This is a genomic window from Streptomyces sp. FIT100, from assembly GCF_024584805.1.
Taxonomy (GTDB): Bacteria; Actinomycetota; Actinomycetes; order Streptomycetales; family Streptomycetaceae; genus Streptomyces.
Window position 1 is genome coordinate 4,292,876 of the sequence record NZ_CP075715.1, and the last position, 22,327, is coordinate 4,315,202.

The window sequence follows — 22,327 nt, forward strand, 5'->3', positions numbered from 1 at the left end:
GGTCCGGACGGAACGCCCCGACCGCTCGCCCAGGAGAATCACTCCCATGCTGTTCGCCATCGCCGTTCTCGCCATCGCCGTCTTCGCCTGCACCCTGTGGTGCTCCGTCACCGTCGCCCGGATGCGGGACATCCCCACGTGGCGCCGCTTCCTGCCCCTCGCGCTCTTCCTCGCCTCCAACGCCGCAAGCCTGCTCCGGGCCTTCGACAGGCCCGAGATCGCGAACGTCGCGGCCTTCCCGCTGAACGTCGCGGTCGTCCTCGTGGCCCTGGCGGAGATCCGCGGATCCCGGCGGCGCCGGAGTGAGGCGCCCGCTCGTTCGATGTGAGGCCGGTCGGTGCCCGTACCCGCCGTGATCGGCGCGGGCCACCGGGCACCCCCTACTCCCGCGGGCCCGCGGCCGGGAGTGTCAGGGCCCAGCCCTTCGGCCGCAGCGTCCAGGTCCGGTGCCGGACCGGTCCCAGGTCGAGGGTGTCCGCGCGGTAGCGGAAGCTCGGGCCGGAGACCGTCACCACCTTGGCCAGCGTGCGCAGCGGCTCCGCTCCCGTGCGGCGGGGGTGGGTCACGGTCACCTCCGCCGCGCCGTCGCCCGCCCGTACGCGGACGTCCTCGACCGGTTCGTCCAGGTCGCTCAGCAGCACTCCGTCGGCCTCGACCCGCAGCCGGTGGGGGCGGGCCACGGGCGCGGGCGGGGCCGGGCGGACCAGGGTGCGCACGAAGGAGCGGCAGGTGTCCCAGACCGAGGCGGGATGCGGGACGGAGACGGCCGCGGCGGCCTCGGCGGGGATGCACAGCTCGCCCAGCACGACCCCGTCGCTGTCGTCGACCAGCAGGTCCAGCGGCCGCGCGACGCCGTCGAGCACCGCCCGCGCCGCCGCCACCGCGCCCGTCGGCACCCCGAGCGAGCGGGCCAGCTCCACGGAGGCCGCGGAGCCGACCGGGACGAGCGACAGCGGCTCGTCCCCGAGCTCTCGGCCCCGGTACAGAGCGGCCACGGCGCGCAGCAGCGCCTGGTCGTCACCGACCACGACGGGTCGCCGGCCACCCCTTCGGGTCAGCGCCCGGGAAAATTCCTCCGGACCGTCGGGCAGGCAGATTTTCGCCGCAGCCCCGGCACACAACACATCCTTCGCGATCCGAACGGACTCGCCGTCGATACGGCGGGCGACCGGGTCGATGACCACCAGGAGCTGGTCGTGAGCCGACACCTCGGTCCTTCCTCGGGTAGCATCTTTGTGCAAGAGCCCCTTGCGCGATTGCGCCAGGGGCTTCGTCTATTCCGGGGCACACCGGTTGGCGGCTCAGGCCCCCTGACCATGGACATGCCCCGCCCGGAAGGGGTGTACGCCTGTGCCCGCACTTGTGCTGCTCGGTGCTCAGTGGGGTGACGAGGGCAAGGGAAAGGCCACCGACCTCCTCGGTGGATCCGTTGATTACGTGGTGCGTTACCAGGGCGGCAACAACGCCGGCCACACGGTCGTCGTCGGCGACCAGAAGTATGCGCTGCACCTCCTCCCTTCCGGAATCCTCTCGCCGGGGTGCACCCCGGTCATCGGCAACGGAGTCGTCGTCGACCCGGCTGTCCTGCTCTCCGAGCTGAGCGGGCTCAATGAGCGAGGCGTCGACACGTCCAAGCTCCTGATCAGCGGTAACGCGCATCTGATCACCCCGTACAACGTCACGCTCGACAAGGTGACGGAACGGTTCCTCGGGAAGCGCAAGATCGGCACCACCGGCCGCGGCATCGGCCCGACGTACGCCGACAAGATCAACCGTGTCGGCATCCGCGTCCAGGACCTCTACGACGAGTCGATCCTGGCCCAGAAGGTCGAGGCGGCGCTGGAGAACAAGAACCAGCTCCTCGCCAAGGTCTTCAACCGGCGCGCGATCGAGGCGGACCGGATCGTCGAGGAGATGCTCCAGTACGCGGAGCAGATCAGGCCGTACGTCGCCGACACCACGCTGATCCTGAATGACGCCATCGACGAGGGCAAGGTCGTCCTCTTCGAGGGCGGCCAGGGCACCCTGCTCGACGTCGACCACGGCACGTACCCCTTCGTCACCTCCTCGAACCCGACCGCCGGCGGCGCCTGCACCGGCGCCGGCGTCGGCCCGACGAAGATCAGCCGCGTCATCGGCATCCTCAAGGCGTACACGACCCGTGTCGGCGCCGGCCCGTTCCCGACCGAGCTCTTCGACGACGACGGCGAGGCGCTGCGCCGCATCGGCGGCGAGCGCGGTGTGACCACCGGCCGTGACCGCCGCTGCGGCTGGTTCGACGCGGTGATCGCCCGCTACGCGACCCGGGTCAACGGCCTGACCGACTTCTTCCTCACCAAGCTGGACGTGCTGACCGGCTGGGAGCAGATCCCGGTCTGCGTCGCCTACGAGATCGACGGCAAGCGCGTCGACGAGCTGCCGTACTCGCAGACCGACTTCCACCACGCGAAGCCGGTGTACGAGTACCTGCCGGGCTGGTCCGAGGACATCACCAAGGCGAAGACCTTCTCCGACCTGCCGAAGAACGCGCAGGGCTATGTGAAGGCGCTGGAGGAGATGTCGGGCGCGCCGATCTCGGCGATCGGTGTCGGCCCCGGCCGCACCGAGACGATCGAGATCAACTCCTTCCTGTAGTCCTTCGGTAGTCCTTCGGTCCTCAAGTCCTCCACGGATCACGGACACACGAGCCGGCCGCCCCCGCAGCGGGGGCGGCCGGCTCGGTCGTACGCGCTTCCTAGCGCTGCGGCACCGGGAATGCCACCGGGCTTCTCGCCCCGCTCCGGCCCACCGCGCGCACGCCGAAGAACACGTTGTCCTTCGACAGGTCCACCTCGTGGCGCACCACGTCCCCGGCCTCGATGACGTGCGTCCACTCGGGCGCGGTCGTCTCGCGCCACACCACCTCGTACCCGGCGAGATCAGGCTCCGTGCCGCGGTCCCACACCAGCTCCGTGGCGTTGGTGAGCGTGCTGGTCACGATCTTGGCGTTGCGCGGGGTGCCCGGTGCCCGGGCGAGGGTCCACAGAGCGGCGCCGTTCACCCGCGCCACTCGCGCGATGTAGTCGAAGTCGCAGAACTCCGGCAGGTCGCCGTACTGCTTGCCGTCCTCGACGCGCACGTCCTGGTGCTGGTGGGCGTAGTCCTCGGCCGGTTCCGTGAACCGGGCCGCGGGATAGCCGCGTTCGAGGAAGGGGATGTGGTCGCCGCCGCGCAGATAGCGGTCACGGCGGTAGATCACGCGCACGTTCATCCCGGTGGCATCGTTGTCGGCGGTGTCGCGGACGAAGCGGGCGAGCTGGCGTGCCGGGGAGTCGTTCTCGCCCCCGACGGAGCGCCGCGTGGCGGCCTGTTCGGGGGTCTCCGAGCTGGGCACCCCCTCGGCGAAGAGCCGGATGGAGCGGGGGTCGAGGGTGCCGTCGTCCGCCTTGGGGCTGCCGACGATGTCATTGGTGAACATGCCCTGGACGTCCGCGCCCGCGGCCTTGAACCGCTCGGCCATGTGCGCGGCGCCGTACAGGCCCTGCTCCTCGCCCGCGACCGCCGCGAAGACGATCGTGGCGGCCGGACGTCGGGTGGCCATCACGCGTGCCAGCTCCATCGCGACCGCGACCCCCGAGGCGTCGTCGTCGGCGCCCGGGGAGTCGCTGGTCGCGTCCATGACGTCGGTGACGCGGGAGTCGTAGTGCCCGGAGACGACGTAGATCCGCTCGGGGGCGACCGAACCGCGCAGGGTCGCGACGACGTTGGTGATCCGGGTCGCGACGGGGATCCGCGACGCCGGTTCCTGGATGTACGACTGGAGCTCGACGGTCATCCGGCCGCCGGACGCCTCCGCGTACGTCCTCAGCTCCGCGAGGATCCAGTCCCGGGCGGCGCCGATGCCGCGCACCGGGTCGTCCTGGACGGAGAGGGTGTGCCGGGTGCCGAAGGAGGCGAGCTTGCGCACGGTCGCCTCGATGCGGTCGGGGTCGATCTCCTTGAGGAGGGTGCGGAGTTCGCGGGTGGGGGACTGCGCTGTGGCGGGCCGGTCGCCGTGTCCGTGGCCCGTACCGCCGGAGCCGGAGCCGGGGCCGGAGCCGGGGCCGGGGCCGGAGCGGGAGCTGGGGCCGGCCGCGAACGCCTGGCCGGTGGCCGCGGCGCTCGCGGCGGCCGTAGCGGCCGCCGTGGCGAGCACGGCGCGTCGTGTGGTGGTGCCGCTGGTGCCTTCTTCTGGAGTCTGCTGCGACATGGCGTCATAGTCATGGACTCGTCAACCACCTGCAAGGGGCCCTGCCACGGACGGGGGCGACTGCCGGGTGCGGCCCCAGGTGACCGCGACCGCCAGGTACGGCAGCGCGAGCAGCGCGAAGACCGTGCCGTGCGGGGCGTGGGCGGACAGCGTCGCGTACGCCCCGTAGACCAGGATCGTGCCGGCGCCCGTGCCGAGCCCGGCGAGCGAGGTCACGGTGGCCCGGCTCGGGCCGGTGATGGCGGCCTGGAGGCGGGCGTCGGCCAGCACGTCCGCCAGCTGGAACACCAGGAATCCGGCGCCCACGAGGACGAGTCCGGCGGGGCGGCCCGACAGCGCGCCGGCCGCCATCACCGCCGCCGCGCCCGCGACGGCGACGCCGAGGGCGCGGGCGGAGAGCCGCTCCCCCGGCCCGGCGAGCAGTGAGCCCGCGGTCACCCCGGCCCACACGACGAGGACCAGCAGCGGAACGGCCGGCCCCGCGACGCCGGTGGCGGCGGCCAGCAGCGGTACGTACTCGTCGAGGGCGCCCCAGACCGAGGTCAGCACGACGGACAGCAGCAGCGTGTGCCGCACGGGCCGGCTGCCCCGCACCTCCGCGAGGCCGGCCCGCAGGGTCGCCGCGTACGCCCCGCGCCGGGCGGCCGCGCGCTCCGGTTCAGGCTCGGCCTCCGGCTCGGCCGCGGACTCCGGCTCGGGCTCGTGCTCGGACTGCGGTTCAGGCTGCGGCTCGGGCTTGAGCTCCGGTTCCGGCTCGGCCGTGGGCTCCGGTTCGTGCTCGGCCGCGGACTCCGGCTCCGGCTCGGCCGCGGACGCCGGTTCGGGCTTGGGCTTGGGCTTGGGCTTGGGCTCGCGCTCGGGCTTGGGCTCCGGTTCGGGCTCGCGCTCGGGGCTGGGCTCCGGCTCCGGCTCGGCCGCGGGCTCGGGTTCGTGCTCGGCCCTGGGGGCGCGGTGCTCAGGCAGCAGCGCCCCCGCGGCCGCGCACAGCAGACACGCGGCAACGCTCGCCGCACCCAGCAGCCGGTGGCCGCCCAGCGCGTGGGCGGGGGCCGCCGCCGCGGTCGCCGCGGCCGTCGCGACGATGCTCGCCGCGGCGGCCCGCCCCATCACGCGGGCGTAGCGCGCCGCCGCGCCGAGCCGTTCGAGCTCGTCGTGGACCAGCGCCTCCATGGCGCCGGAACGCAGCGATCCGCCGATGCCCCACAGGACGAACCCGGCGGCGAAGGCCCCGTACGACGGGACGAGGACCCACAGTGCGAAGCCGGCCGCCGACAGCAGCGGTCCGGCGGTCACCAGCAGACGGCGGGAGACGGCATCGGCCCAGACGCCGGAGGGGACCTCCAGCACCAGCCCGGTGAGCGACCAGAGGGCGAACAGGAAGGAGATCTCGGCGGTGCTCAGGCCGTGCTCGGCGAAGAGCAGCGCATAGACCGGGTAGAGGAGGACGAAGTCCTCGAGTCCCGCGTAGGCGTAGAGCGTTCGCTCCAGCCGGCGCACACCGGGGTGAGGACGAGCGGGCGGGCAGGACGAAGAGGTGAGCATCGATCGTGGTCCTTCTGCGGAACGGACGGGGACGCCGGGTGCTCACCCGCGCGGCGGCCCGCGACAGCCCGCTCCGGGACCGTCAGCCGAGGATCAATGTCGTCGTCTCATACGGCCGAGTCTGTCACAGCCCCCGCTCCCGGATCCGGCTCTGTGGACAAGCCCCGACGGGACCTGTGGACGGTCTCCTCGGGCCCCGACGGGACCTGTGGACGGTCTCCTCGGGCCCCGACGGGACCTGTGGACGGTCTCCTCGGGCGCCCGCGGGCCCGCGGCGGCGACGTCCGTCACTCCTCGCCGCAGACCCGCAGCCCCTTCGGGGTCACGCACGGCAGATGGCCGTGGGTGGTGATGACGTCCTGCCCGCTGCCCAGCCGCATGTAGGTGAGGAAGCTTGAGGCGAGCGAGTCGGCGGGCGGCCGGCCGTAGGTGTACGCGTACTCGATCTCCCGGTACGGGTACGCGCTGGTGCCGACGGTCTCCACCGACGGGGGATCGCCGTCGATGGTCAGCCGGTGGACGCCCTTCAGGGTGGTCCCGGCGCGCAGTTCGCTGTAGCCGATGGCGCCGGGGAGCTTGGCGACGGTGCTCAGGACCTGTTCGGTGCTGTCGAGTTCGCAGCGGGTGACCTTCGACTCGGGGTCGTCCTTGTGCACGCAGTCGCGCGAGGAGTTGGCGGGCTCGTTGCGGTTGAGGACGCGGCGCTGGAAGATCTCGCGGGTGCCGGAGTTGGCGTCCCGGCTGACGAGCAGGATCTTCAACTGCGGGCCGCCGAGCTCGCTCCAGTCGGTGATGTCGCCGCGGTAGATCGCGCGGATGTCGTCCAGTGCGAGGTTCGTCACCGGCACCTTGTCGTTGGCGACGAGCGTGAAGGCCGAGACGGCGATCCGGTTCTCGCGCAGCTGCGGGAAGCCGCCCGGCTTGGGCCCGTCGGAGAGGGCGATCACGGGGGGTGAGCCCTTCCGCGCCTCATCGGCCTGTTCGCCGGCGGCGGCGAGTGACCGTATCCCGGCGGTGCTGCCGTGGGCGTCGACGGTGATCTTCGAACCGGCGCAGTCCTTCTCGTACTTCTTCGCCAGCTCGCGCACGACGGGCGCGAAGGCCGTCGAGCCGTTGACCGTCAGCTCGCCGGTCGCGCAGCCGATCGGCGGGCGCGAGTCGTCCCGTACGACGATGATCGCGGCGAGCGCGATCACGCAGGCGGTGAGCAGCACGGTGATGTTGCGGGCCGCGTTGCTGAACAGCGGGGTCTTGTCGTCGGGCAGGACGGCGCGGTTGGGCATCACCTCGCCGTCCCGGATGCCGCCGGTGATCCGCACCTCGCAGCCGACCGGGCCGCCGGAGAGCAGCACGAGGAGTTTGTAGTACTCGCCGCGGTTGAGCGGGACGCGGGGGATGTAGAGGGTGTTGCCGACGTAGCGCAGACCGGCGGACGGGGTGAAGTGCTCCGCCAGGTGCTCCGCGCCGCCGCCGTGGGTGACGGCGAGCCCGCGCACGAAGCGGTCGGTGAAGTCGACGGTGAGCCCGTGCACTTCGCGGCCGGTGTAGTCGTTGTCCGCGATGCTCTGCGAGCCGTCGTTCTCGATGCGCAGGAGGACGAGGGTGCCGTCGGACATGTCGGGGGTGTCGCTGAAGAGGCCGAGCCGGATGTTCGGCCGCCCGTTGCGGCGTCCGTTGCTGCCGATCGGCGTGTCCAGCTGGATGCGGTAGCCGATGCGCTTCCTGCTCGGTACGCGGCGCTCGTACCAGAGCACGCCTGCGGAGGCCAGGACGCCGAGCATGGCGGTGCCCACGGCCACGACGTTCTCGGCGCTCAACCATTCCACCCAGTCCACGAGTCGTCACCGTACGGACGTACGAGGCGAGTTGGGGTGTCTGCGCAGGTCTGTCGGCTGTTGTTCGCCGCCCGTTCAGGAACCGGCCGCCGGTGGGGCGGCGCCTTCTCGACAATCATGGTCTAGACCCTTGACAGGTCCAGACCAATCCCGGTTCAGTGCTCACCACGTAACCACCCCCCAACCCCCCCACAGGGAAAGGCAGATAACGTTGTCACGACACATAGTGCGACGTACGGTGAGCGGTCTCGCCGCCCTCGCAGCAGCAATCGGATTCGCCGTCGCCCTCCCCGCCTCACCCGCCGCCGCTGCCGACTGCGCGGCGGCCTGGAGCTCTTCGTCCGTCTACACCAACGGCATGGTCGCCTCCCACAACGGCCACAACTGGCAGGCCAAGTGGTGGACCCAGGGCGAGACGCCCGGAACCACCGGCGAGTGGGGTGTCTGGGCCGACCAGGGCGCGTGCAGCGGAGGCGGAGGCGGCAACCCGGACCCCTCGGGCTTCGTCGTCAGCGAGGCCCAGTTCAACCAGATGTTCCCGAACCGGAATTCGTTCTACACGTACAGCGGCCTGACGACGGCGATGAGCGCGTACCCCGCCTTCGCGAACACCGGCAGCGACACCGTCAAGAAGCAGGAGGCCGCGGCCTTCCTCGCCAATGTCTCGCACGAGACGGGCGGCCTCGTCCACATCGTCGAGCAGAACACCGCCAACTACCCGCACTACTGCGACGCCGGCCAGCCCTACGGCTGCCCGGCCGGCCAGGCCGCCTACTACGGCCGCGGACCGATCCAGCTCAGCTGGAACTTCAACTACAAGGCCGCGGGCGACGCCCTCGGCATCGACCTCCTCGGCAACCCCTGGCGCGTCGAGCAGGACGCGGCCGTCGCCTGGAAGACCGGCCTCTGGTACTGGAACACGCAGTCCGGTCCGGGCACCATGACCGGCCACAACGCGATGGTCAACCAGGCCGGCTTCGGCCACACCATCCGCTCCATCAACGGCTCCCTGGAGTGCGACGGCGGCAACCCGGCGCAGGTCCAGAGCCGCGTCGACAACTACACGCGGTTCGCCCAGATCCTGGGTGTGCCGACGGGCGGGAACCTGTACTGCTGACCCGCTGTTGAGTCCCTTGGGCGGGGGCGTACGGCGGCGGCCGTGCGCCCTCACCCGTACGCCCCCGCCCATACGCTTCACCGTGCCGAGCGCCTCGCGCTGATCACCGTGCTCGGGACCCGGACGCTCGTCGGGTGGCCACAGATCCATTCTCTGACTAGAGTCAGAGAATGGACACGACGCAGATCGACCAGGTGCGGCGGTTCAACCGCACCGTCACCGAGCGCGTGGGCGTGCTCCACGACCACTACCTGGGCCGCGGCCGGCCCGTGGGCGAGGCCCGGCTCCTCTGGGAGATCGGCGCCGGTGAGCAGAGCCACGGCCACGACGTACGAGAGCTGCGCGAACGCCTCGGGCTCGACTCCGGTTACGTCAGCCGGCTGCTGCGCTCCCTGGAGGCCGACGGCCTGGTGACCGTGGAGCCGCAGCCCCGCGACAGGCGGGTGCGCACCGTCCGCCTCACCGACGCGGGCCGCGCCGAGCGGGCCCTGCTCGACCGCGGCAGCGACGACCTGGCCGGCTCCCTCCTCCAGCCGCTCAACGCCGCACAGCGGGCCCGGCTCGTGGCCGCCATGGCCGAGGTCGACCGGCTGCTGACCGCCGGGACCGTCACGCTGGAGACCGTCGACCCGGACCACCCCGACGCCCGGCACTGCCTGCGCGCGTACTTCACCGAGCTCCAGGAGCGCTTCGAGACCGGCTTCGACCCCGCCCTGAGCCTGCTGCCCGACGCGGGTGAACTGCGCCCGCCGCTCGGCCTGTTCCTCGTCGCCCGCCTCCACGGCGAGCCCGTCGGCTGCGCCGGCCTGAAGCTGCCGCCCGGCGACGGCCCGGCCGACGTCAAGCGGATGTGGGTCGCCCCCCATGTCCGGGGCCTCGGCCTGGGCCGCCGCTTCCTGGCCGAGCTGGAGGAACGAGCGGTCCGGGACGGCCGCAGCGTGCTGCGCCTCGACACCAACAAGGCGCTCAGCCCCGCGATCGGCCTCTACCGCTCCTTCGGCTTCCAGGAGGTGCCCGCCTTCAACGACGAGCCGTACGCCCACCACTGGTTCGAGAAGCGCCTGTCCGCGCCCACGGCGTGAGGGCGGACGTCCCTACGTGTCCTGCTGCCGGCGCACCATCTCGGTGATCCAGGTGGGCGCGAACGGAGACGTGCAGCCCGGGGAGGTCGGGTAGTCCTTGAGCACCTCAAGGCGCTCGCCGATGCCGATGGCACGGGTGCGGTACTCGGCGTGCTCGATCCCGATCTGGGCCAGGCAGTGGTTCATCGCCCACTGCAGGCGATCCGGGGCGTCCTTCATCTCCGCCTCGATGACATCGAGCAGTCCCGCGAGGTCGAGGCCCTCGGGCTTCTTCGCCACGCGTTCGGTGGTCAGCGCCCAGCCGGCGCTCGCCACCACCGGATCCGGATCGGCGGACCAGATGAGGCGCAGCTCTTCGGCGTGCGGGTTCTTCTTCACCACGTAGTTCACGAGCCAGTCGTGCACCTTGGGCGCGCGTGCCTCGCGCAGCATGGCGTCCAGCTCGTCACGCCCGAACGCCTTGGGGCGGCAGATCAGGATCGCCAGCAGCCTCGCGGCGGTGTCGTCCGTCTCCCAGAGCCGGCACGCGAGGTCCTGCTGTGTCTTCAGGCGCTTCGCGATGGCGCGCAGCTTGCCGAGGTTCACACCGTGATCGTCACCGTGCTTCTCGTTCACCGCGCGTGCCTTCGGGTCCTCAAGCGTGGCCAGCTCGGCCATCACCTCGGCCACTGTCGTCCCGCTCGGCGTCGTCCCGGCCACCTCAGCCTCCTGTCCGTCACGTGCGGGATTCAGCCTACGACGGAAGCCGTCCCCCTGTCGTAGCGCGTTCCCCGGTCCGGCCGCCGGGCCGACCGCCCTCCTCAGTCGAGGACGTGCCGCAGATACGCGCGCGGGTCCGCCAGGTAGCGGCGCCAGTGGTCGACCAGGGCCAGCTCGCCCCACGACACACGCCGCATGCCGTGCTCGCCGACCTCGACGATGTCCGCGCCCGGCATCGCCGTCAGCAGCGGGGAGTGGGTGGCGCAGATGACCTGCCCGCCGGCCTTGGTCAACTGGTCGAGGTGCCCGATCAGTTCGAGGCAGGAGGCGAAGGACAGCGCCGCCTCCGGCTCGTCCATCACATAGAGCCCGGGCTGTAGGAACTTGCCCCGGAACGCAGCGAGGAAGCCCTCCCCGTGGCTGACCGAGTCCGGCGCGAAGCCTTCCCGGTCCAGCGCGTCCAGCGCCGTCTCGGCTCGCAGGAAGAACCCCTTCCGCGCGGCCCAGCTGCCGAGCATGCGGCGCCCGCGCGGCGCCGCGTCGAAGCGGATCCGCTCGCCCAGCACCGACTTGGGCCGGTGGCTGGCGTAGCGCCAGTCGTGCGAGCCGCCCCAGGAGTCCAGGCCGAAACCCTCCGCGAGGGCTTCGACCAGGGTCGACTTGCCCGATCCGTTCTCACCGACGAGGAAGGTCACCGGCGCCGTGAAGCGCAGCCCTTCCGCGAGGAGTTCGCGGACGCAGGGCACGGACCAGGGCCACCGCGTCTCGTCGTACGAGGTCACATGTGCGTACGCGTGTTCGACGATCACGTGCCAAGTCTCTCATTGTCGTGACCAGTGACCAGTGACCAGTGACCAGTGACCAGTGACCAGTGACCAGTGACCAGTGACCAGTGACCAGTGACCAGTGGTGCGGATGCCGCCCTGGAGAGTCGTGACGTCGGTACGATCGATGTCATGACTCCGCCACCCAGGGAGAAGGTCAGCATCACGCTCCCGCCGGACCTCGCGGCTCGTGCGCGTGCCGCGAGCAAGGGGAACCTGTCGGACTACCTGGCGAGGGCCCTGGAGGAGAAGCTGCTGGCCGACGCCATGGCCGAGTACGCCCGCCTGCGTGCGACCGAGACGATCGACGACGTGCACGAGGCGGCCGGGGAAGACGCTTCATGATCGACATCCAGCGGGGATCGGTGTGGCGCATCCCCACCGTCGGCCGCGAGCGCACCCTGCTCGTCATCCAGAACTCCGCCGTCATCCGGCTGCACCCGGGCGGCATCGTGTGCGCCGTGGTGCAGGAGGCGGAGGACGCGCGGGACACACTCGTCACCGTGCCGATCACCGCTCCGGTGAACGGTGTCGTCATGGCCCCTGACATCGCTGGCTTCCGCCCCGAGCGGTTCGAGGCGGGGAAACTCCTCGGCCACCTGTCCGCCGAGGACATGGAACGGGTGGACCGGGCCGTACGCGCCCTGCTCGACCTCTAGGGGGTGGCCGGGCCCGTCAGGTCCAGCTCCCGCATGCGCTCCGGGTCGGCGAGGATGTCGAGTTGGACGACCTTTCCGTCCCTGAGGGTGAAGGACATGACCGACACCGCCTTGTCCGCGGTGACCGACATGAGCCCCGGCAGCCCGTTGACGAGCACGAGCCGCGCGGTCGGCGCGAAGCGCGCGTACATGGACGCCTGGCCGGCGACCTCCTGTGCACCGCGGACCAGCTTCGTCGCGCCTGCGGCGAGAACACCGCCGTCCACGCGCAGGACGACGTCCGGGTCGAGCAGGGACAGCAGCGCGTCGAAGTCGCCGCCGTGCGACGCGGCCACCCACGCCTCCACGACCTCGCGCTGCCGCGCGAGATCGGGGTCCGGCGCCGGGGCCGCGCCGACCTTCCGGCGCGCGCGGCTCGCGAGCTGCCGCGTCGCCGCGGGCGACTTGCCCACGATCGGCGCGATCTCGTCGAAGGGCACGGCGAACATGTCGTGCAGCACGAACGCCAGCCGCTCCGCGGGCGGCAGCGTGTCGAGGACGACGAGCATGGCGAGCCCGACGGCGTCGGTGACCAGCGCCTCCGCCTCCGGATCCGTCCCGCTGATGCTGCTGACGACCGGGTCGGGTACGTACACGTCGAGGGGGTCCTCGCGGCGCGACGTACGCGAGCGCAGCATGTCCAGGCACACCCGGCCCACGACCGTCGTCAGCCACCCCGCCAGATTCCGGACCTCGCTGGTGTCCGAACGGCTGAGCCGCAGCCACGTCTCCTGGACGGCGTCGTCGGCCTCGGCGAGCGAGCCGAGCATGCGGTACGCCACCGCACGGAGATGGAAACGGTGCTCCTGGAAGCGCTGCGCCAGCAGTTCGTCGTCGGTCACTTGGCCCAGTCTAGGAATGCCGACCAGGAGGAAGGGGCCACGGTGAAGGTGGGGCCGTCGGTGACCTTGGAGTCGCGGAGGTGGATGGTGTGGGGGCAAGCAGCGACCTCGACGCAGTCGCCACCGTTGGGGCTGCTGTACGAGGACTTGCGCCAGTCGAAGGCGACCTCGATGCACTCACCACCGCTGTCGCTGCTGTAGCTGGACTTGAACCACCGCAGGGTGCTGCTCATCTCTGCTCTCCTGCCAACTGCTCGATGAGGCCCAGCGATTCCCGGGGCGTCAGGGCCTGTGCCCGGATCCTCGCATACCGTTGGGCGTACGTGCTCACCTTTGCGGGGTCCTTGATCAGCAGGCTCTCGTCCTGGATTTCCAGGTAGGCCAGGTGATCGTGCTCCGGAGTCTCGATCAGGTTCAGCTCGCCGTAGGCACCCGCGCACTCGCCATTCAGGCCGCAGTCCATGGGCAGCACCTGAAGCGTGACATTGCGCCGCTTCGCGTGGTCTGCGAGGCGCAGCAACTGCTCTCGTGCGAGATCGGCACTGCCAATCGGCCGATTCAACGCGGACTCCTCCAACACCAGCTCGATCGTCGCCACCGGTTCTCGATCGAAGAGTGCCTTGCGCGCCATCCTCGCCTCGACCAGTTCTTCCACACGCTGCTCGGGAAGCGGCGGGTATCCGCCACCGATCAGTGCCCGCGCGTATGCCTCCGTCTGGAACAGGCCATGGATGACGTGCGTCGCGTACAGCCTGACCACCACCGCCTTCTGCTCCAGCCCCGCGTAGTTCTTGAACTGCGGCGGGTACTTCTCCATCCGCATGTACACCCGCGCCTGCTCGAAGATCTCTAACCCGTCCCCGAGCACCCGCTCCAGATGCACCAGCATCTCGTCGCTCGCCGGCTGCGCACACGTCTCCATCGCGCTGACCGCCGCCGCCGAGAACCCGATCTCGTTACCGAGCTGCTCCTGCGTCCACCCTTTCCGTACGCGCAGTTTCCGCGCGACGTCCGCCACAAGCCGTGCCGTCGGGCTTGCCGTTTCCTTGTTTTCCGCTCGCGCCATGGTGATCCCGTTCTGACTCAACCGGTCTCAACCGGTCACTACCCGAACCTGCCCAACACGACCCAGGTCTACGGGCGTTGGCGCAGGTCAAAGGGGTTGCGACGCCCCGCCCCGGTCACGGGAAACGCTAACCGCAAGCGGTCAGACTGAAGCTGTGAATACGCAAACTCGCGGAGCAGCGATCGACTGGATCCCCGATTCCGGATTCCAGCTGCGAAAGGCCGGTGTGCAATTCGACGCCGTACGCCTCGATGGTGAGGACGGCCTCCGGCTCGCCTGTCTCATGCACCGTATGACCGGCGGTGACCCCGGCCCCGTCGTCGTCCAGGTGACCGGCCGGCACGCGGTCTACTTCCTGCTTCCGGCGGGCAGCACGGCCCGCCGCTGCTGGCCCCGCGAGGTGACGCGGTTCAACGGCACGTCGGGCCGTATCAGCTATGTGCCCGTCCCCGCCCTGCGTGGGCGCACCTGGCCGCTGTCCTGGTGGTCACCGCCCACCGACGCCCGCCGCTTCGTGCATCCCCTCCTCCTGCGCACCGCGGCGATCGAGCTGCTCAGCGGGGCAGGGGGCGGGGCGGCTGACCGGTCATGAGCGGGGGCCGGGGTCGCCGATCACGCCGATGCGGATGCCCAGCCAGGGATAGATGTGCGAGTAGAAGACGTTGTCCTGCGGCTGGAGGCCGACGGCGGACGGCCACATCTGGAAGGCCGGGGCGTTGGACACCCCACCGTGGAGCCGCCGCCACACCCGCGCGCCGTCCGTGCCACCCGGAGGCGGCGTGATGGTGTCGGTCCACTCGACGGCGTTGCCACCCTGGTCGAGCGTGCCCCACGGGGAGGTGGTCCGCGCCTGGCCGACCGTCGCGAGGCTGCCCTGGTAGACGTCGGCGTAGGTGGCCGGGTCCAGCCCGATCGGGTTGGCGGTGGTGCAGACGCCGGACGGCACCTGGCCCGGGCACCAGCTCGGGGCGGGCAGGTCGGAGGCGTGGTACGAGGCGAGGGGCTGGGGCGCCGCGTTGGTGACGTCGCCGGTCGCGGGGTCGAGGACGGTGGGGGAGGGGGCGGTCGCGGCGCCGTCGCCGAAGACGCCCGGGTTGGTCGGGTACTTCCAGTAGGAGAACGTGCCGACGCCGCTCGGGTCGTAGTAGGCGGCCTTGACCCACTCGTTCTGGCTCGGCACGACGAAGCCGGAGTCGCTGGTGCGGGTCGCGTCCCGCTCGGTGAGGTCGTACATCCCGCGCTCGGTGCGCGGCGAGAGCCGGACCCGGTAGGTGACGTAGGTGAAGCGGCCCTCGGTGGTGGTCTCCTTGGACAGGATCCGGCCGTTGTCGAGCGAGTTGGCCAGGCGGGCCGCTTCGAGGAAGTTCGCGAAGCCGTAGGGCTTGGACGTCCACTGCGGGTAGCCCACCGCGTAGTGGCGGCCTCTGGCGGCGTCCTCGTCGAAGTCGACCTGGCCGTACTTCGGCCAGGCCGAGGAGGACTCGGTGTCCTCGTAGAGGTCGTGGCGGTCGCGGCCGTCGGGGTCGACGGTGTTGAGGAACGCCACCCACTGGCCGACGGTGATTTCGAGCTGCCCGATCTCGTAGGGGTAGGCGACCGCGCCGAGCGTCTGGCAGTCGCTCGTGCTCTCGGGGGCGTCGGCGCACGACTGGTAGACGGCGTCGGTGAAGGGGACGACGGCCACCGGCGGATTGCCGGGGGAGCCGACCCTGGCGGTCCGCAGCGTGATGACCGAACCCGCTCGCGAGCGGTCGTCGTCGGCGGGGGTCCGCGCGCCGGCCGTCGTGGTGAGGGCGGGGGCGGGGGCCGCCGCCAGCAGTGCGGCCAGGCCGCATGCGGCGGCGACGGCCTTCCCGAGGCGACTTCGACTGCGGCTCGACACGACGTACATGGGGCTTCCCCGTCCGGCCGGTGGTGAGGGCGCTGACCGGCGCCACATTAGTCCGCAATGTTGCTGTATGTGCCTTCCCTGTTGCCGTGCGTGCGCGAAACAACCCCGACGGGTGCCGCAATCGCCTCCGTGCTCGTCGAGGACTCGGCCGCAACGTACGCCGACCGATTTGTCAAGCCCCGAATTGCAGCGGCATGACGGGGCTGCTTATCCAGGGCTTACTTGAGTCATGGGTTCACGCAGACCAGGTGGCCCACCCGATTCCAGCTCTTTATCCCACGAAGGAGAATTCCCATGATCCGCACTTCCCGCACCCGGCGTCTCGTCATTCTGACTGCCTCGACCGCTCTGGCTGCGGGAGGTGCGCTTCTGCCCACCAGCGCGTTCGCGGCTTCCGAGCCGACGCACACGGTGGCCGTCGAAGCGGCCGTCAAGGGCGACCACTGGCGCGGCGGCCACGGTGACGGCTGGCGTCACCGCGACAACAGCCACGGGCGCAACGGCCACGGCCGCGGCGACGGCGGTGGCCGGAACGGTGGCGGCGGTAAGGGCAACATCGTCGTGATCATCGGCGACAACAACACCGTTCCCATCAACAACGGCACGGTCAACACCGTCAACGAGGACTGAGAAAGCAGACCGGAAGTGGTCTCGAATTCACGGGCCACTCAATAAATCCCTTTATCGAGGAGGAAAACCCATGACTCGTAATATCCACACCAACGACAATGTCCGCCCCCGGCGCCGGCGCTTTCGCCTCGCCACGGTTCTCGCCTCGGCGGCCGTGATCGGCGGAGGCTTCTTTCCAGCCGCTGCGATGGCGGCCCCGCAGCCCGCCTCGCCGACGGTGAGCGTCGCCGACCATCCCGCCGACGTCAAGGCCGGTACGGGTGGCCGCGGTGGTGACGGTTTCTTCGGTGGCACCGGTGGCCGCGGTGGTGACGGCTTCTTCGGCGGCACGGGCGGCCAGGGCGGTGACGGCTTCTTCGGTGGCACCGGCGGTCGTGGCGGTGACGGCATCTTCCGCGGTACCGGCGGTCGCGGTGGTGACGGTTTCTTCGGAGGGACGGGTGGCCGCGGTGGTGACGGTTTCTTCGGAGGGACGGGTGGCCGCGGTGGTGACGGTCTCTTCGGCGGCAAGGGCGGCCAGGGCGGTGACGGCTTCTTCGGCGGTACCGGCGGCCAGGGCGGCGACGGCTTCTTCTGAGCTTGCCCGCCGCACACCCACCGGCACGGGGCGGAGGTGCTCACACCTCCGCCCCGTGCCTGCTCCCTCGCAGCTCGACAACCCTTTCGTGGAACGGAGTCCCCCATGTCCAGCAGCCTCTGGCAGCGTTCGATCATCCTGGCGGCGGCCGCAGCGGCCTTCGCCCTCGGCACCGCATGCACCGCAACGACGTCGCACAGCGCGGGCGCAGACCACTCCGCCGGCACGGCGGGCTCCGCCAGCCCCGCCGGTCCCGCAAGTGGCGGCTGCGTACGCGGCAGCGGCGGCCTGCCCGGAACCGGCGGAATAGGCGGCGACGGAGGCCGGGGCGGTGACGGCTTCTTCGGCGGCACGGGCGGCGACGGCGGCCGGGGCGGCGCGCCCGGTCGGCCGGGTGAGCCCGGAAAACCCGGGCACGGCTTCTTCGGCGGTACCGGCGGCCGGGGCGGCGACGGCGGCGTCGGCACGGGCTGTCTCCGGTTCAGCGACCTGCCCGACAAGCCGAAGGACGAGCTCACGGCGGCGGACAAGGCGCGGATCGTGCTGGTCGTCGTCTACGGCGACACCACGAGCGCCGAGGTCGCCAAGAAGTACAAGGTCCCGGAGAAGGAGGTCGACACCTGGAAGCGGCAGGTCCTCGACGGTGACTGGTTCGCGCTGGCGGGCGTGGACCGGCCTTTCCCCTGGTGAGCCGGTGCGGTCGCGGCACCGTCGGTGAGGGCCGTGCCGCAGGCGGAGGGCTGTCGGGGCCTTCCGCGGCCCTTCGTAGAGTGGAGGCCCGTGACAGACACCGCGCGCCCGCTGCCCGACCGTCCCCTCCGCGGCCGTCCCCTCCGCGGCCGTCCCCTTCCCGAGCGCCCGCTGCGTATCGCCGCGGCCCAGGCCCGGCCCGCCGCCGGGGACGTCGCCGCCAACGCGGCCACCACCGCCGCGATGATCCGTGAGGCCGCCGCCTCCGGCGCCCGGCTCGTCGTCTTCCCGGAGAAGTTCCTCACCGGCTACGAGCCCGAACTCATCCGCGCCGAACCGCTCCGGTGCGCCGTCCAAGGCGACGGCGACGCACGGCTCGCGCCCGTCACCGCCGCCTGCCGCGAGACGGGCACGGTCGCGGTCGTCGGCGCCGCCGTCCACGACGGCGGCGAGCTGTACGTCTCGGCGCTCGTCATCGGGGCCGACGGGGCTCTCGTCACCCGCTACGACAAGCAGACCCTCTTCAAGGCCGAGCGCGAGGTCTACCGCCAGGGGGCCAGGGGCGCCAGCCTCGAACTCGGCGGCTGGCGGCTCGGGTTGGGCATCTGCTACGACTCCGGATTCCCGGAGCACGCCCGCGCGGCGGCGCTCGACGGCTGCCATGCGTACGTCGTAGGCGCGCTGTTCGGCGTGGGCAACGGCCACCACGAGTCGCGGACCTGGTTCCCCGCCCGCGCACTCGACAACACCGTCTATGCCGTCCTCGCCAACCACGTCGGCGAGACCGGCGGCCGGCAGGCATGCGGCGGCAGCGCGGTCTGGGCGCCTGACGGACGTCTCGTCGCGGAGGCGAGCCCCGACCGCCCCGGCCTCCTCGTCGCCGACCTCGACCCGGCCGTCCTGCGCACCGCCCGCGACGCGGAGCCGATGCTGCGCGACCTCCACGACACGGCGGCGGCGCGGCGGGACGAACACCTGCTGGGCGGCTGACGCCCGACCCCGCGCACGCAGCGCCATGGCATGCGCGGCGTCCATGGCACGTGATGGAGGATCCGGCAACCGGTCCGGCCGAGTCCACGGACGGCGAACTGGTGGGAAAATGGCACGCATGAGCGGCCAGGCCCTCGTGACGCTGTTCCTCAGCGGCGACGTGATGCCGGGCCGGGGCGTCGACCAGATCCTGCCGCACCCCGGTGACCCCGTGCTGCGCGAGGGTTACGTCCGGGACGCTCGCGAGTACGTGACGCTCGCGGAAGTCGCCAACGGGAGGATTCCCCAGCCTGTGGACTACGTCTGGCCCTGGGGCGAGGCGCTGGACGTGCTCGACGAGGTCGGACCCGACGTGCGCGTCATCGACCTGGAGAGCAGCGTCACGACGAGCGACGACTTCGCGCCCGGCAAGGCCGTGACGTACCGGATGCACCCCGACAACCTGCCCTGCCTGGCCGCCGCCCGGCCCGACGTCTGCGCGCTGGCCAACAACCACGTGCTCGACTTCGGGCGCCGGGGCCTGGAGGAGACCTTGGACCTGCTGCGCGGCGCCGGGCTCGGCCCGGCCGGGGCGGGGCGGGACCTCGACGAGGCCCAGCGGCCGGTGGCGGTGCCCACGAAGAGCGGCGGGCGCGTGCTCGTCCTGTCGTGCGCCATGGCGTCCGCCGGGGTGCCGTCGCGGTGGGCGGCGGGGGAGGGGCGGCCGGGCGTGGACTTCGTACCCGATCTGTCGGCCCGCAGCGCGGACGCGCTCGCGCGGCGTGCGGCGGCGGTGCGGCAGGAGGGCGACCTCGTCGTCGTGTCGATCCACTGGGGCTCGAACTGGGGGTTCAACGTCTCGCAGAGCCAGACCGGCTTCGCGCGGCGGCTCGTCGACGGCGGCGTGGACGTCGTCCACGGCCACTCCTCCCACCACCCCCGGCCGATCCAGGTCTACCGCGGCAAGCTCATCCTCTACGGCTGCGGCGACCTGATCGACGACTACGAGGGGATCTCGGGCTACGAGCGCTACCGCGACGACCTTCGCCTCATGTACTTCCCGTCGCTCGACCCGGCCACGGGCGAGCTCGCCTCCCTGCGGATCGCTCCGATGCAGGCCCGCCGGATGAAACTGCACCACGCCTCGGCGGCGGACGTGGCCTGGCTCTGCGAGGTGCTCAGCCGCGCGGGCCGGCCGTTCGGCACCCAGGTGGAGCCGGAGCTGGCGGACGACGGCTTCCTGGCGGTGCGGTGGTGGCGGCGGGCGACGCTGTAGCGGGCCCGGGACCTCTGTGGCGGGCCCGGGACCGACCCGACACCTTGCCCACGAAAGTGGCCGAGGCCATACAAGATGGCCATGTCCGGCGCCGTCCGGGCCTCCCTAACCTGTTCGCCATGACCCCTCATGCCGAACCCGATCCGCAGGCCGGCGCGGCCGTCAAGGCCGCGGACCGTGCGCACGTCTTCCACTCCTGGTCCGCCCAGGGCCTGATCGACCCGCTCGCCGTGGCCGGCGCCGAGGGCTCGTACTTCTGGGACTACGACGGCAACCGCTACCTCGACTTCACCAGCGGCCTCGTCTACACCAACGTCGGCTACCAGCACCCGGCCGTCGTCGCGGCGATCCAGGAGCAGGCCGGCCGGCTCACCACCTTCGCGCCCGCCTTCGCCATCGACGTACGCTCCGAGGCCGCACGCCTCATCGCCGAGCGCACCCCCGGCGACCTCGACAAGATCTTCTTCACCAACGGCGGTGCGGAGGCCGTCGAGAACGCCGTCCGCATGGCCCGGCTGCACACGGGCCGCGCGAAGGTGCTCTCCGCCTACCGCTCGTACCACGGCGCCACCTCCACCGCGATCAACCTCACCGGCGACCCGCGCCGCTGGGCCTCCGACTCGGCCTCCGCCGGCGTCGTCCACTTCTGGGCGCCGTTCCTCTACCGCTCCCCCTTCTACGCCACCACCGAGGCGGAGGAGTGCGCGCGTGCCCTGACGCACCTGGAGGACACGATCGCCTTCGAGGGGCCGGGGACGATCGCCGCGATCATCCTGGAGACCGTCCCCGGGACCGCCGGCATCATGACCCCGCCGCCCGGCTACCTCGCGGGAGTCCGCGAGATCTGCGACCGGTACGGGATCGTGTTCGTCCTCGACGAGGTCATGGCGGGCTTCGGGCGCACCGGAAAGTGGTTCGCCGCCGAGCACTTCGACGTCGTGCCCGACCTGATGACCTTCGCGAAGGGCGTCAACTCCGGTTACGTGCCGCTGGGCGGTGTCGCGATATCCGCGGAGATCGCGGCGACCTTCGACAAGCGGCCGTACCCGGGCGGGCTCACCTACTCCGGCCACCCGCTCGCCTGCGCCGCCGCCGTCGCCACCATCCGCGCGATGGAGGACGAGCAGGTCGTCGAGCACGCCGCCCGTATCGGTGAGACCGTCCTCGGCCCCGGCCTGCGCGAGCTCGCCGAGCGCCACCCGTCGGTCGGCGAAGTGCGCGGCCTGGGCGCCTTCTGGGCCCTCGAACTGGTGCGGAACCGGGAGACACGCGAGCCGCTCGTCCCGTACAACGCGGCGGGCGAGGCCAACGCGCCGATGGCGGCCTTCGGCGCGGCCTGCAAGAAGAACGGCCTGTGGCCCTTCATCAACATGAACCGCACCCACGCCGTCCCCGCCTGCAACATCAGCGAGGCGGAGGCCAAGGAGGGCCTGGCGGCCCTCGACGCCGCGCTCGCCGTCGCCGACGAGCACGTGGCGTAGGACACGCGGCGCAGGACGCGGCCCGTGGGCACCACGCGGGGCGTAAGAGCGGCGTAGGACGTGGCGTACGCCACGCCCTGGGGTCCCCTCCGACTGGCTTAGGGTGTCCGGAACCGGACGGAGGGGACCCACACATGCCCGCGAGCGGAGTCGTGACCCGCAGCACATTGCGGCAGCAGATCGCGGACGCACTGCGCGACGAGGTGCTCGCCGGCCGTCTCCAGCCCGGGCAGGAGTTCACGGTCAAGGAGATCGCCGCCACGTACGGGGTGTCGGCGACGCCCGTCAGGGAAGCGCTCGTCGACCTCACCGCGCAGGGGCTGCTCGACTCCAACCAGCACCGCGGCTTCCAGGTGCACCGGTTCTCGATCGAGGACTACCGCGGCATGGTCGAGGCCGCCTCGCTCGTCGTGGACGGCATCTTCCGCGCGGACGGGACCCCGCGCGCCAACCCGGTGCACGGCCCGGCCCTCGTCTCCGTACGCCGCCGGGCCGAGGAGGCCGCGCGGGCCGCGCGCAGCGGTGAGCTGGACGTCCTCATCGGCTACGACCTGCGCTTCTGGCGGGAGCTCGGCGCGCTCGTCACCAACTGCTACATCGCCGAGTTCCTGCACCGGATGCGGGTCCAGACCTGGGTGTTCGCCGTGCCGCATCTGCGCGGCGAGCCCGAGCCGGCGGCGTGGCTGTGGAACAGGCACGAGGACCTGGTGGACGCGATCACCCTCGGGGACGGGCGGACCGCGCACGCCGTGGTCGTCACCCACGACGAGCACGCGCTGCGCTGGGCGGACCGGCTGGAGCGGCGCACCCGGTGACGGGGCACGGTGAAGCGGTGCGGTGACGGGGCACGGTGAAGCGGTGCGGTGAAGCGGTGCGGTGA

Annotated in this window: 24 protein-coding genes; 13 read left to right on the forward strand and 11 right to left on the reverse strand. The window is 71.5% G+C overall.

Annotated features, from left to right (window positions below):
• Positions 1–46: 46 nt before the first annotated feature.
• Positions 47–328, forward strand: a complete 282-nt coding sequence (locus tag KK483_RS19350) for a hypothetical protein (RefSeq protein WP_262006466.1) — start codon at positions 47–49, stop codon at positions 326–328.
• Between the two features lie 52 nt (positions 329–380).
• Here the strand turns inward: KK483_RS19350 and KK483_RS19355 are convergent, their stop codons facing one another.
• Entirely contained in the window at positions 381–1,208 is an 828-nt protein-coding gene (locus KK483_RS19355; protein ID WP_262006468.1) for a diacylglycerol kinase, read from the reverse strand.
• A 142-nt stretch (positions 1,209–1,350) separates the two neighbouring features.
• Between KK483_RS19355 and KK483_RS19360 the strand changes: the two genes are divergently transcribed.
• Complete coding sequence (locus tag KK483_RS19360; RefSeq protein ID WP_262006469.1) at positions 1,351–2,634, forward strand: adenylosuccinate synthase; 1,284 nt, start codon at positions 1,351–1,353, stop codon at positions 2,632–2,634.
• A gap of 100 nt (positions 2,635–2,734) precedes the next feature.
• On the opposite strand, the gene KK483_RS19365 is transcribed toward KK483_RS19360, so the two are convergent.
• From KK483_RS19365 to KK483_RS19375, 3 genes are all read right to left on the reverse strand, one after another.
• Positions 2,735–4,228: a M20/M25/M40 family metallo-hydrolase gene (locus KK483_RS19365; protein WP_262006470.1), complete on the reverse strand. Its 1,494-nt coding sequence runs from the start codon at positions 4,226–4,228 to the stop codon at positions 2,735–2,737.
• A 21-nt stretch (positions 4,229–4,249) separates the two neighbouring features.
• On the reverse strand, positions 4,250–5,770 hold the full coding sequence (locus KK483_RS19370; RefSeq protein ID WP_262006471.1) for an MFS transporter: 1,521 nt from the start codon (positions 5,768–5,770) through the stop codon (positions 4,250–4,252).
• Positions 5,771–6,057: 287 nt separating this feature from the next.
• Positions 6,058–7,596, reverse strand: a complete 1,539-nt coding sequence (locus KK483_RS19375) for a substrate-binding domain-containing protein (RefSeq protein ID WP_262009600.1) — start codon at positions 7,594–7,596, stop codon at positions 6,058–6,060.
• Positions 7,597–7,828: 232 nt separating this feature from the next.
• Here KK483_RS19375 and KK483_RS19380 point away from each other — a divergent pair, with 232 nt between their 5' ends.
• Both KK483_RS19380 and KK483_RS19385 read left to right on the forward strand, forming a co-directional pair.
• Complete coding sequence (locus KK483_RS19380) at positions 7,829–8,722, forward strand: glycoside hydrolase family 19 protein (protein ID WP_262009601.1); 894 nt, start codon at positions 7,829–7,831, stop codon at positions 8,720–8,722.
• 170 nt (positions 8,723–8,892) lie between these two features.
• Positions 8,893–9,804 (forward strand): bifunctional helix-turn-helix transcriptional regulator/GNAT family N-acetyltransferase, encoded by a 912-nt coding sequence (locus tag KK483_RS19385; protein WP_262006472.1) that lies wholly within the window; start codon positions 8,893–8,895, stop codon positions 9,802–9,804.
• Between the two features lie 12 nt (positions 9,805–9,816).
• Here KK483_RS19385 and KK483_RS19390 read toward each other — a convergent pair whose 3' ends face one another.
• Both KK483_RS19390 and KK483_RS19395 read right to left on the reverse strand, forming a co-directional pair.
• A complete protein-coding gene (locus KK483_RS19390; protein WP_399016109.1) occupies positions 9,817–10,461 on the reverse strand; it encodes a DNA alkylation repair protein in 645 nt (214 codons plus the stop codon).
• A 143-nt stretch (positions 10,462–10,604) separates the two neighbouring features.
• Positions 10,605–11,312, reverse strand: coding sequence for an AAA family ATPase (locus tag KK483_RS19395; RefSeq protein WP_262006474.1), 708 nt, complete (start codon positions 11,310–11,312; stop codon positions 10,605–10,607).
• Positions 11,313–11,459: 147 nt separating this feature from the next.
• On the opposite strand from KK483_RS19395, the gene KK483_RS19400 reads away from it, so the two are divergent.
• Both KK483_RS19400 and KK483_RS19405 read left to right on the forward strand, forming a co-directional pair.
• On the forward strand, positions 11,460–11,672 hold the full coding sequence (locus KK483_RS19400) for a hypothetical protein (protein ID WP_262006475.1): 213 nt from the start codon (positions 11,460–11,462) through the stop codon (positions 11,670–11,672).
• The gene (locus tag KK483_RS19405) at positions 11,669–11,986 is read left to right on the forward strand and encodes a type II toxin-antitoxin system PemK/MazF family toxin (RefSeq protein WP_262006476.1); all 318 of its coding nucleotides are present in this window, start codon (positions 11,669–11,671) and stop codon (positions 11,984–11,986) included. The genes KK483_RS19400 and KK483_RS19405 overlap by 4 nt, the downstream gene beginning before the upstream one ends.
• Here KK483_RS19405 and sigJ read toward each other — a convergent pair.
• The 3 genes from sigJ to KK483_RS19420 are packed head-to-tail and all read right to left on the reverse strand — an operon-like array spanning position 11,983 to position 13,933.
• Complete coding sequence (gene sigJ, locus KK483_RS19410; RefSeq protein WP_262006477.1) at positions 11,983–12,867, reverse strand: RNA polymerase sigma factor SigJ; 885 nt, start codon at positions 12,865–12,867, stop codon at positions 11,983–11,985. The two genes, KK483_RS19405 and sigJ, sit on opposite strands and share 4 nt — an antisense overlap.
• On the reverse strand, positions 12,864–13,100 hold the full coding sequence (locus tag KK483_RS19415; RefSeq protein WP_262006478.1) for a DUF397 domain-containing protein: 237 nt from the start codon (positions 13,098–13,100) through the stop codon (positions 12,864–12,866). Before KK483_RS19415 ends, sigJ begins: the two co-directional genes overlap by 4 nt.
• A complete protein-coding gene (locus KK483_RS19420) occupies positions 13,097–13,933 on the reverse strand; it encodes a helix-turn-helix transcriptional regulator (RefSeq protein WP_262006479.1) in 837 nt (278 codons plus the stop codon). The genes KK483_RS19415 and KK483_RS19420 overlap by 4 nt, the downstream gene beginning before the upstream one ends.
• 154 nt (positions 13,934–14,087) lie before the next feature.
• Here KK483_RS19420 and KK483_RS19425 point away from each other — a divergent pair, with 154 nt between their 5' ends.
• The gene (locus KK483_RS19425) at positions 14,088–14,525 is read left to right on the forward strand and encodes a hypothetical protein (RefSeq protein ID WP_262006480.1); all 438 of its coding nucleotides are present in this window, start codon (positions 14,088–14,090) and stop codon (positions 14,523–14,525) included.
• Here KK483_RS19425 and KK483_RS19430 read toward each other — a convergent pair.
• Positions 14,520–15,824 (reverse strand): hypothetical protein, encoded by a 1,305-nt coding sequence (locus KK483_RS19430; protein WP_262006481.1) that lies wholly within the window; start codon positions 15,822–15,824, stop codon positions 14,520–14,522. The genes KK483_RS19425 and KK483_RS19430 overlap by 6 nt on opposite strands.
• Before the next feature lie 294 nt (positions 15,825–16,118).
• Here KK483_RS19430 and KK483_RS19435 point away from each other — a divergent pair, with 294 nt between their 5' ends.
• A complete protein-coding gene (locus tag KK483_RS19435) occupies positions 16,119–16,454 on the forward strand; it encodes a hypothetical protein (RefSeq protein ID WP_262006482.1) in 336 nt (111 codons plus the stop codon).
• On the opposite strand, the gene KK483_RS19440 is transcribed toward KK483_RS19435, so the two are convergent.
• A complete protein-coding gene (locus KK483_RS19440) occupies positions 16,441–17,058 on the reverse strand; it encodes a hypothetical protein (protein ID WP_262006483.1) in 618 nt (205 codons plus the stop codon). The genes KK483_RS19435 and KK483_RS19440 overlap by 14 nt on opposite strands.
• A 78-nt stretch (positions 17,059–17,136) precedes the next feature.
• Between KK483_RS19440 and KK483_RS19445 the strand changes: the two genes are divergently transcribed.
• The 5 genes from KK483_RS19445 (at position 17,137) to KK483_RS19465 (ending at position 22,262) form a co-directional block, all read left to right on the forward strand.
• Positions 17,137–17,721, forward strand: coding sequence for a DUF1153 domain-containing protein (locus tag KK483_RS19445; RefSeq protein ID WP_262006484.1), 585 nt, complete (start codon positions 17,137–17,139; stop codon positions 17,719–17,721).
• Between the two features lie 90 nt (positions 17,722–17,811).
• Positions 17,812–18,711 carry a carbon-nitrogen hydrolase family protein gene (locus tag KK483_RS19450; RefSeq protein ID WP_262006485.1) on the forward strand — a complete coding sequence of 300 codons (900 nt, stop codon included), beginning with the start codon at positions 17,812–17,814 and terminating at the stop codon, positions 18,709–18,711.
• A 118-nt stretch (positions 18,712–18,829) separates the two neighbouring features.
• On the forward strand, positions 18,830–19,966 hold the full coding sequence (locus tag KK483_RS19455; protein ID WP_262006486.1) for a CapA family protein: 1,137 nt from the start codon (positions 18,830–18,832) through the stop codon (positions 19,964–19,966).
• Positions 19,967–20,085: 119 nt separating this feature from the next.
• Entirely contained in the window at positions 20,086–21,447 is a 1,362-nt protein-coding gene (locus KK483_RS19460) for an aspartate aminotransferase family protein (RefSeq protein ID WP_262006487.1), read from the forward strand.
• A 134-nt stretch (positions 21,448–21,581) separates the two neighbouring features.
• Complete coding sequence (locus KK483_RS19465; protein WP_262006488.1) at positions 21,582–22,262, forward strand: GntR family transcriptional regulator; 681 nt, start codon at positions 21,582–21,584, stop codon at positions 22,260–22,262.
• Positions 22,263–22,327 lie beyond the last annotated feature (65 nt).

Excerpts from the sequence above, each read along its gene's own strand:
- KK483_RS19350 (WP_262006466.1), top strand. The coding sequence starts at position 47 with ATGCTGTTCGCCATCGCCGTTCTCGCCATCGCCGTCTTCGCCTGCACC.
- KK483_RS19365 (WP_262006470.1), bottom strand. The coding sequence starts at position 4,228 with ATGTCGCAGCAGACTCCAGAAGAAGGCACCAGCGGCACCACCACACGA.
- KK483_RS19370 (WP_262006471.1), bottom strand. The coding sequence starts at position 5,770 with ATGCTCACCTCTTCGTCCTGCCCGCCCGCTCGTCCTCACCCCGGTGTG.
- KK483_RS19385 (WP_262006472.1), top strand. The coding sequence starts at position 8,893 with ATGGACACGACGCAGATCGACCAGGTGCGGCGGTTCAACCGCACCGTC.
- KK483_RS19390 (WP_399016109.1), bottom strand. The coding sequence starts at position 10,461 with ATGGCCGAGCTGGCCACGCTTGAGGACCCGAAGGCACGCGCGGTGAAC.
- KK483_RS19400 (WP_262006475.1), top strand. The coding sequence starts at position 11,460 with ATGACTCCGCCACCCAGGGAGAAGGTCAGCATCACGCTCCCGCCGGAC.
- KK483_RS19405 (WP_262006476.1), top strand. The coding sequence starts at position 11,669 with ATGATCGACATCCAGCGGGGATCGGTGTGGCGCATCCCCACCGTCGGC.
- KK483_RS19415 (WP_262006478.1), bottom strand. The coding sequence starts at position 13,100 with ATGAGCAGCACCCTGCGGTGGTTCAAGTCCAGCTACAGCAGCGACAGC.
- KK483_RS19420 (WP_262006479.1), bottom strand. The coding sequence starts at position 13,933 with ATGGCGCGAGCGGAAAACAAGGAAACGGCAAGCCCGACGGCACGGCTT.
- KK483_RS19430 (WP_262006481.1), bottom strand. The coding sequence starts at position 15,824 with ATGTACGTCGTGTCGAGCCGCAGTCGAAGTCGCCTCGGGAAGGCCGTC.
- KK483_RS19435 (WP_262006482.1), top strand. The coding sequence starts at position 16,119 with ATGATCCGCACTTCCCGCACCCGGCGTCTCGTCATTCTGACTGCCTCG.
- KK483_RS19445 (WP_262006484.1), top strand. The coding sequence starts at position 17,137 with ATGTCCAGCAGCCTCTGGCAGCGTTCGATCATCCTGGCGGCGGCCGCA.
- KK483_RS19455 (WP_262006486.1), top strand. The coding sequence starts at position 18,830 with ATGAGCGGCCAGGCCCTCGTGACGCTGTTCCTCAGCGGCGACGTGATG.
- KK483_RS19460 (WP_262006487.1), top strand. The coding sequence starts at position 20,086 with ATGACCCCTCATGCCGAACCCGATCCGCAGGCCGGCGCGGCCGTCAAG.
- KK483_RS19465 (WP_262006488.1), top strand. The coding sequence starts at position 21,582 with ATGCCCGCGAGCGGAGTCGTGACCCGCAGCACATTGCGGCAGCAGATC.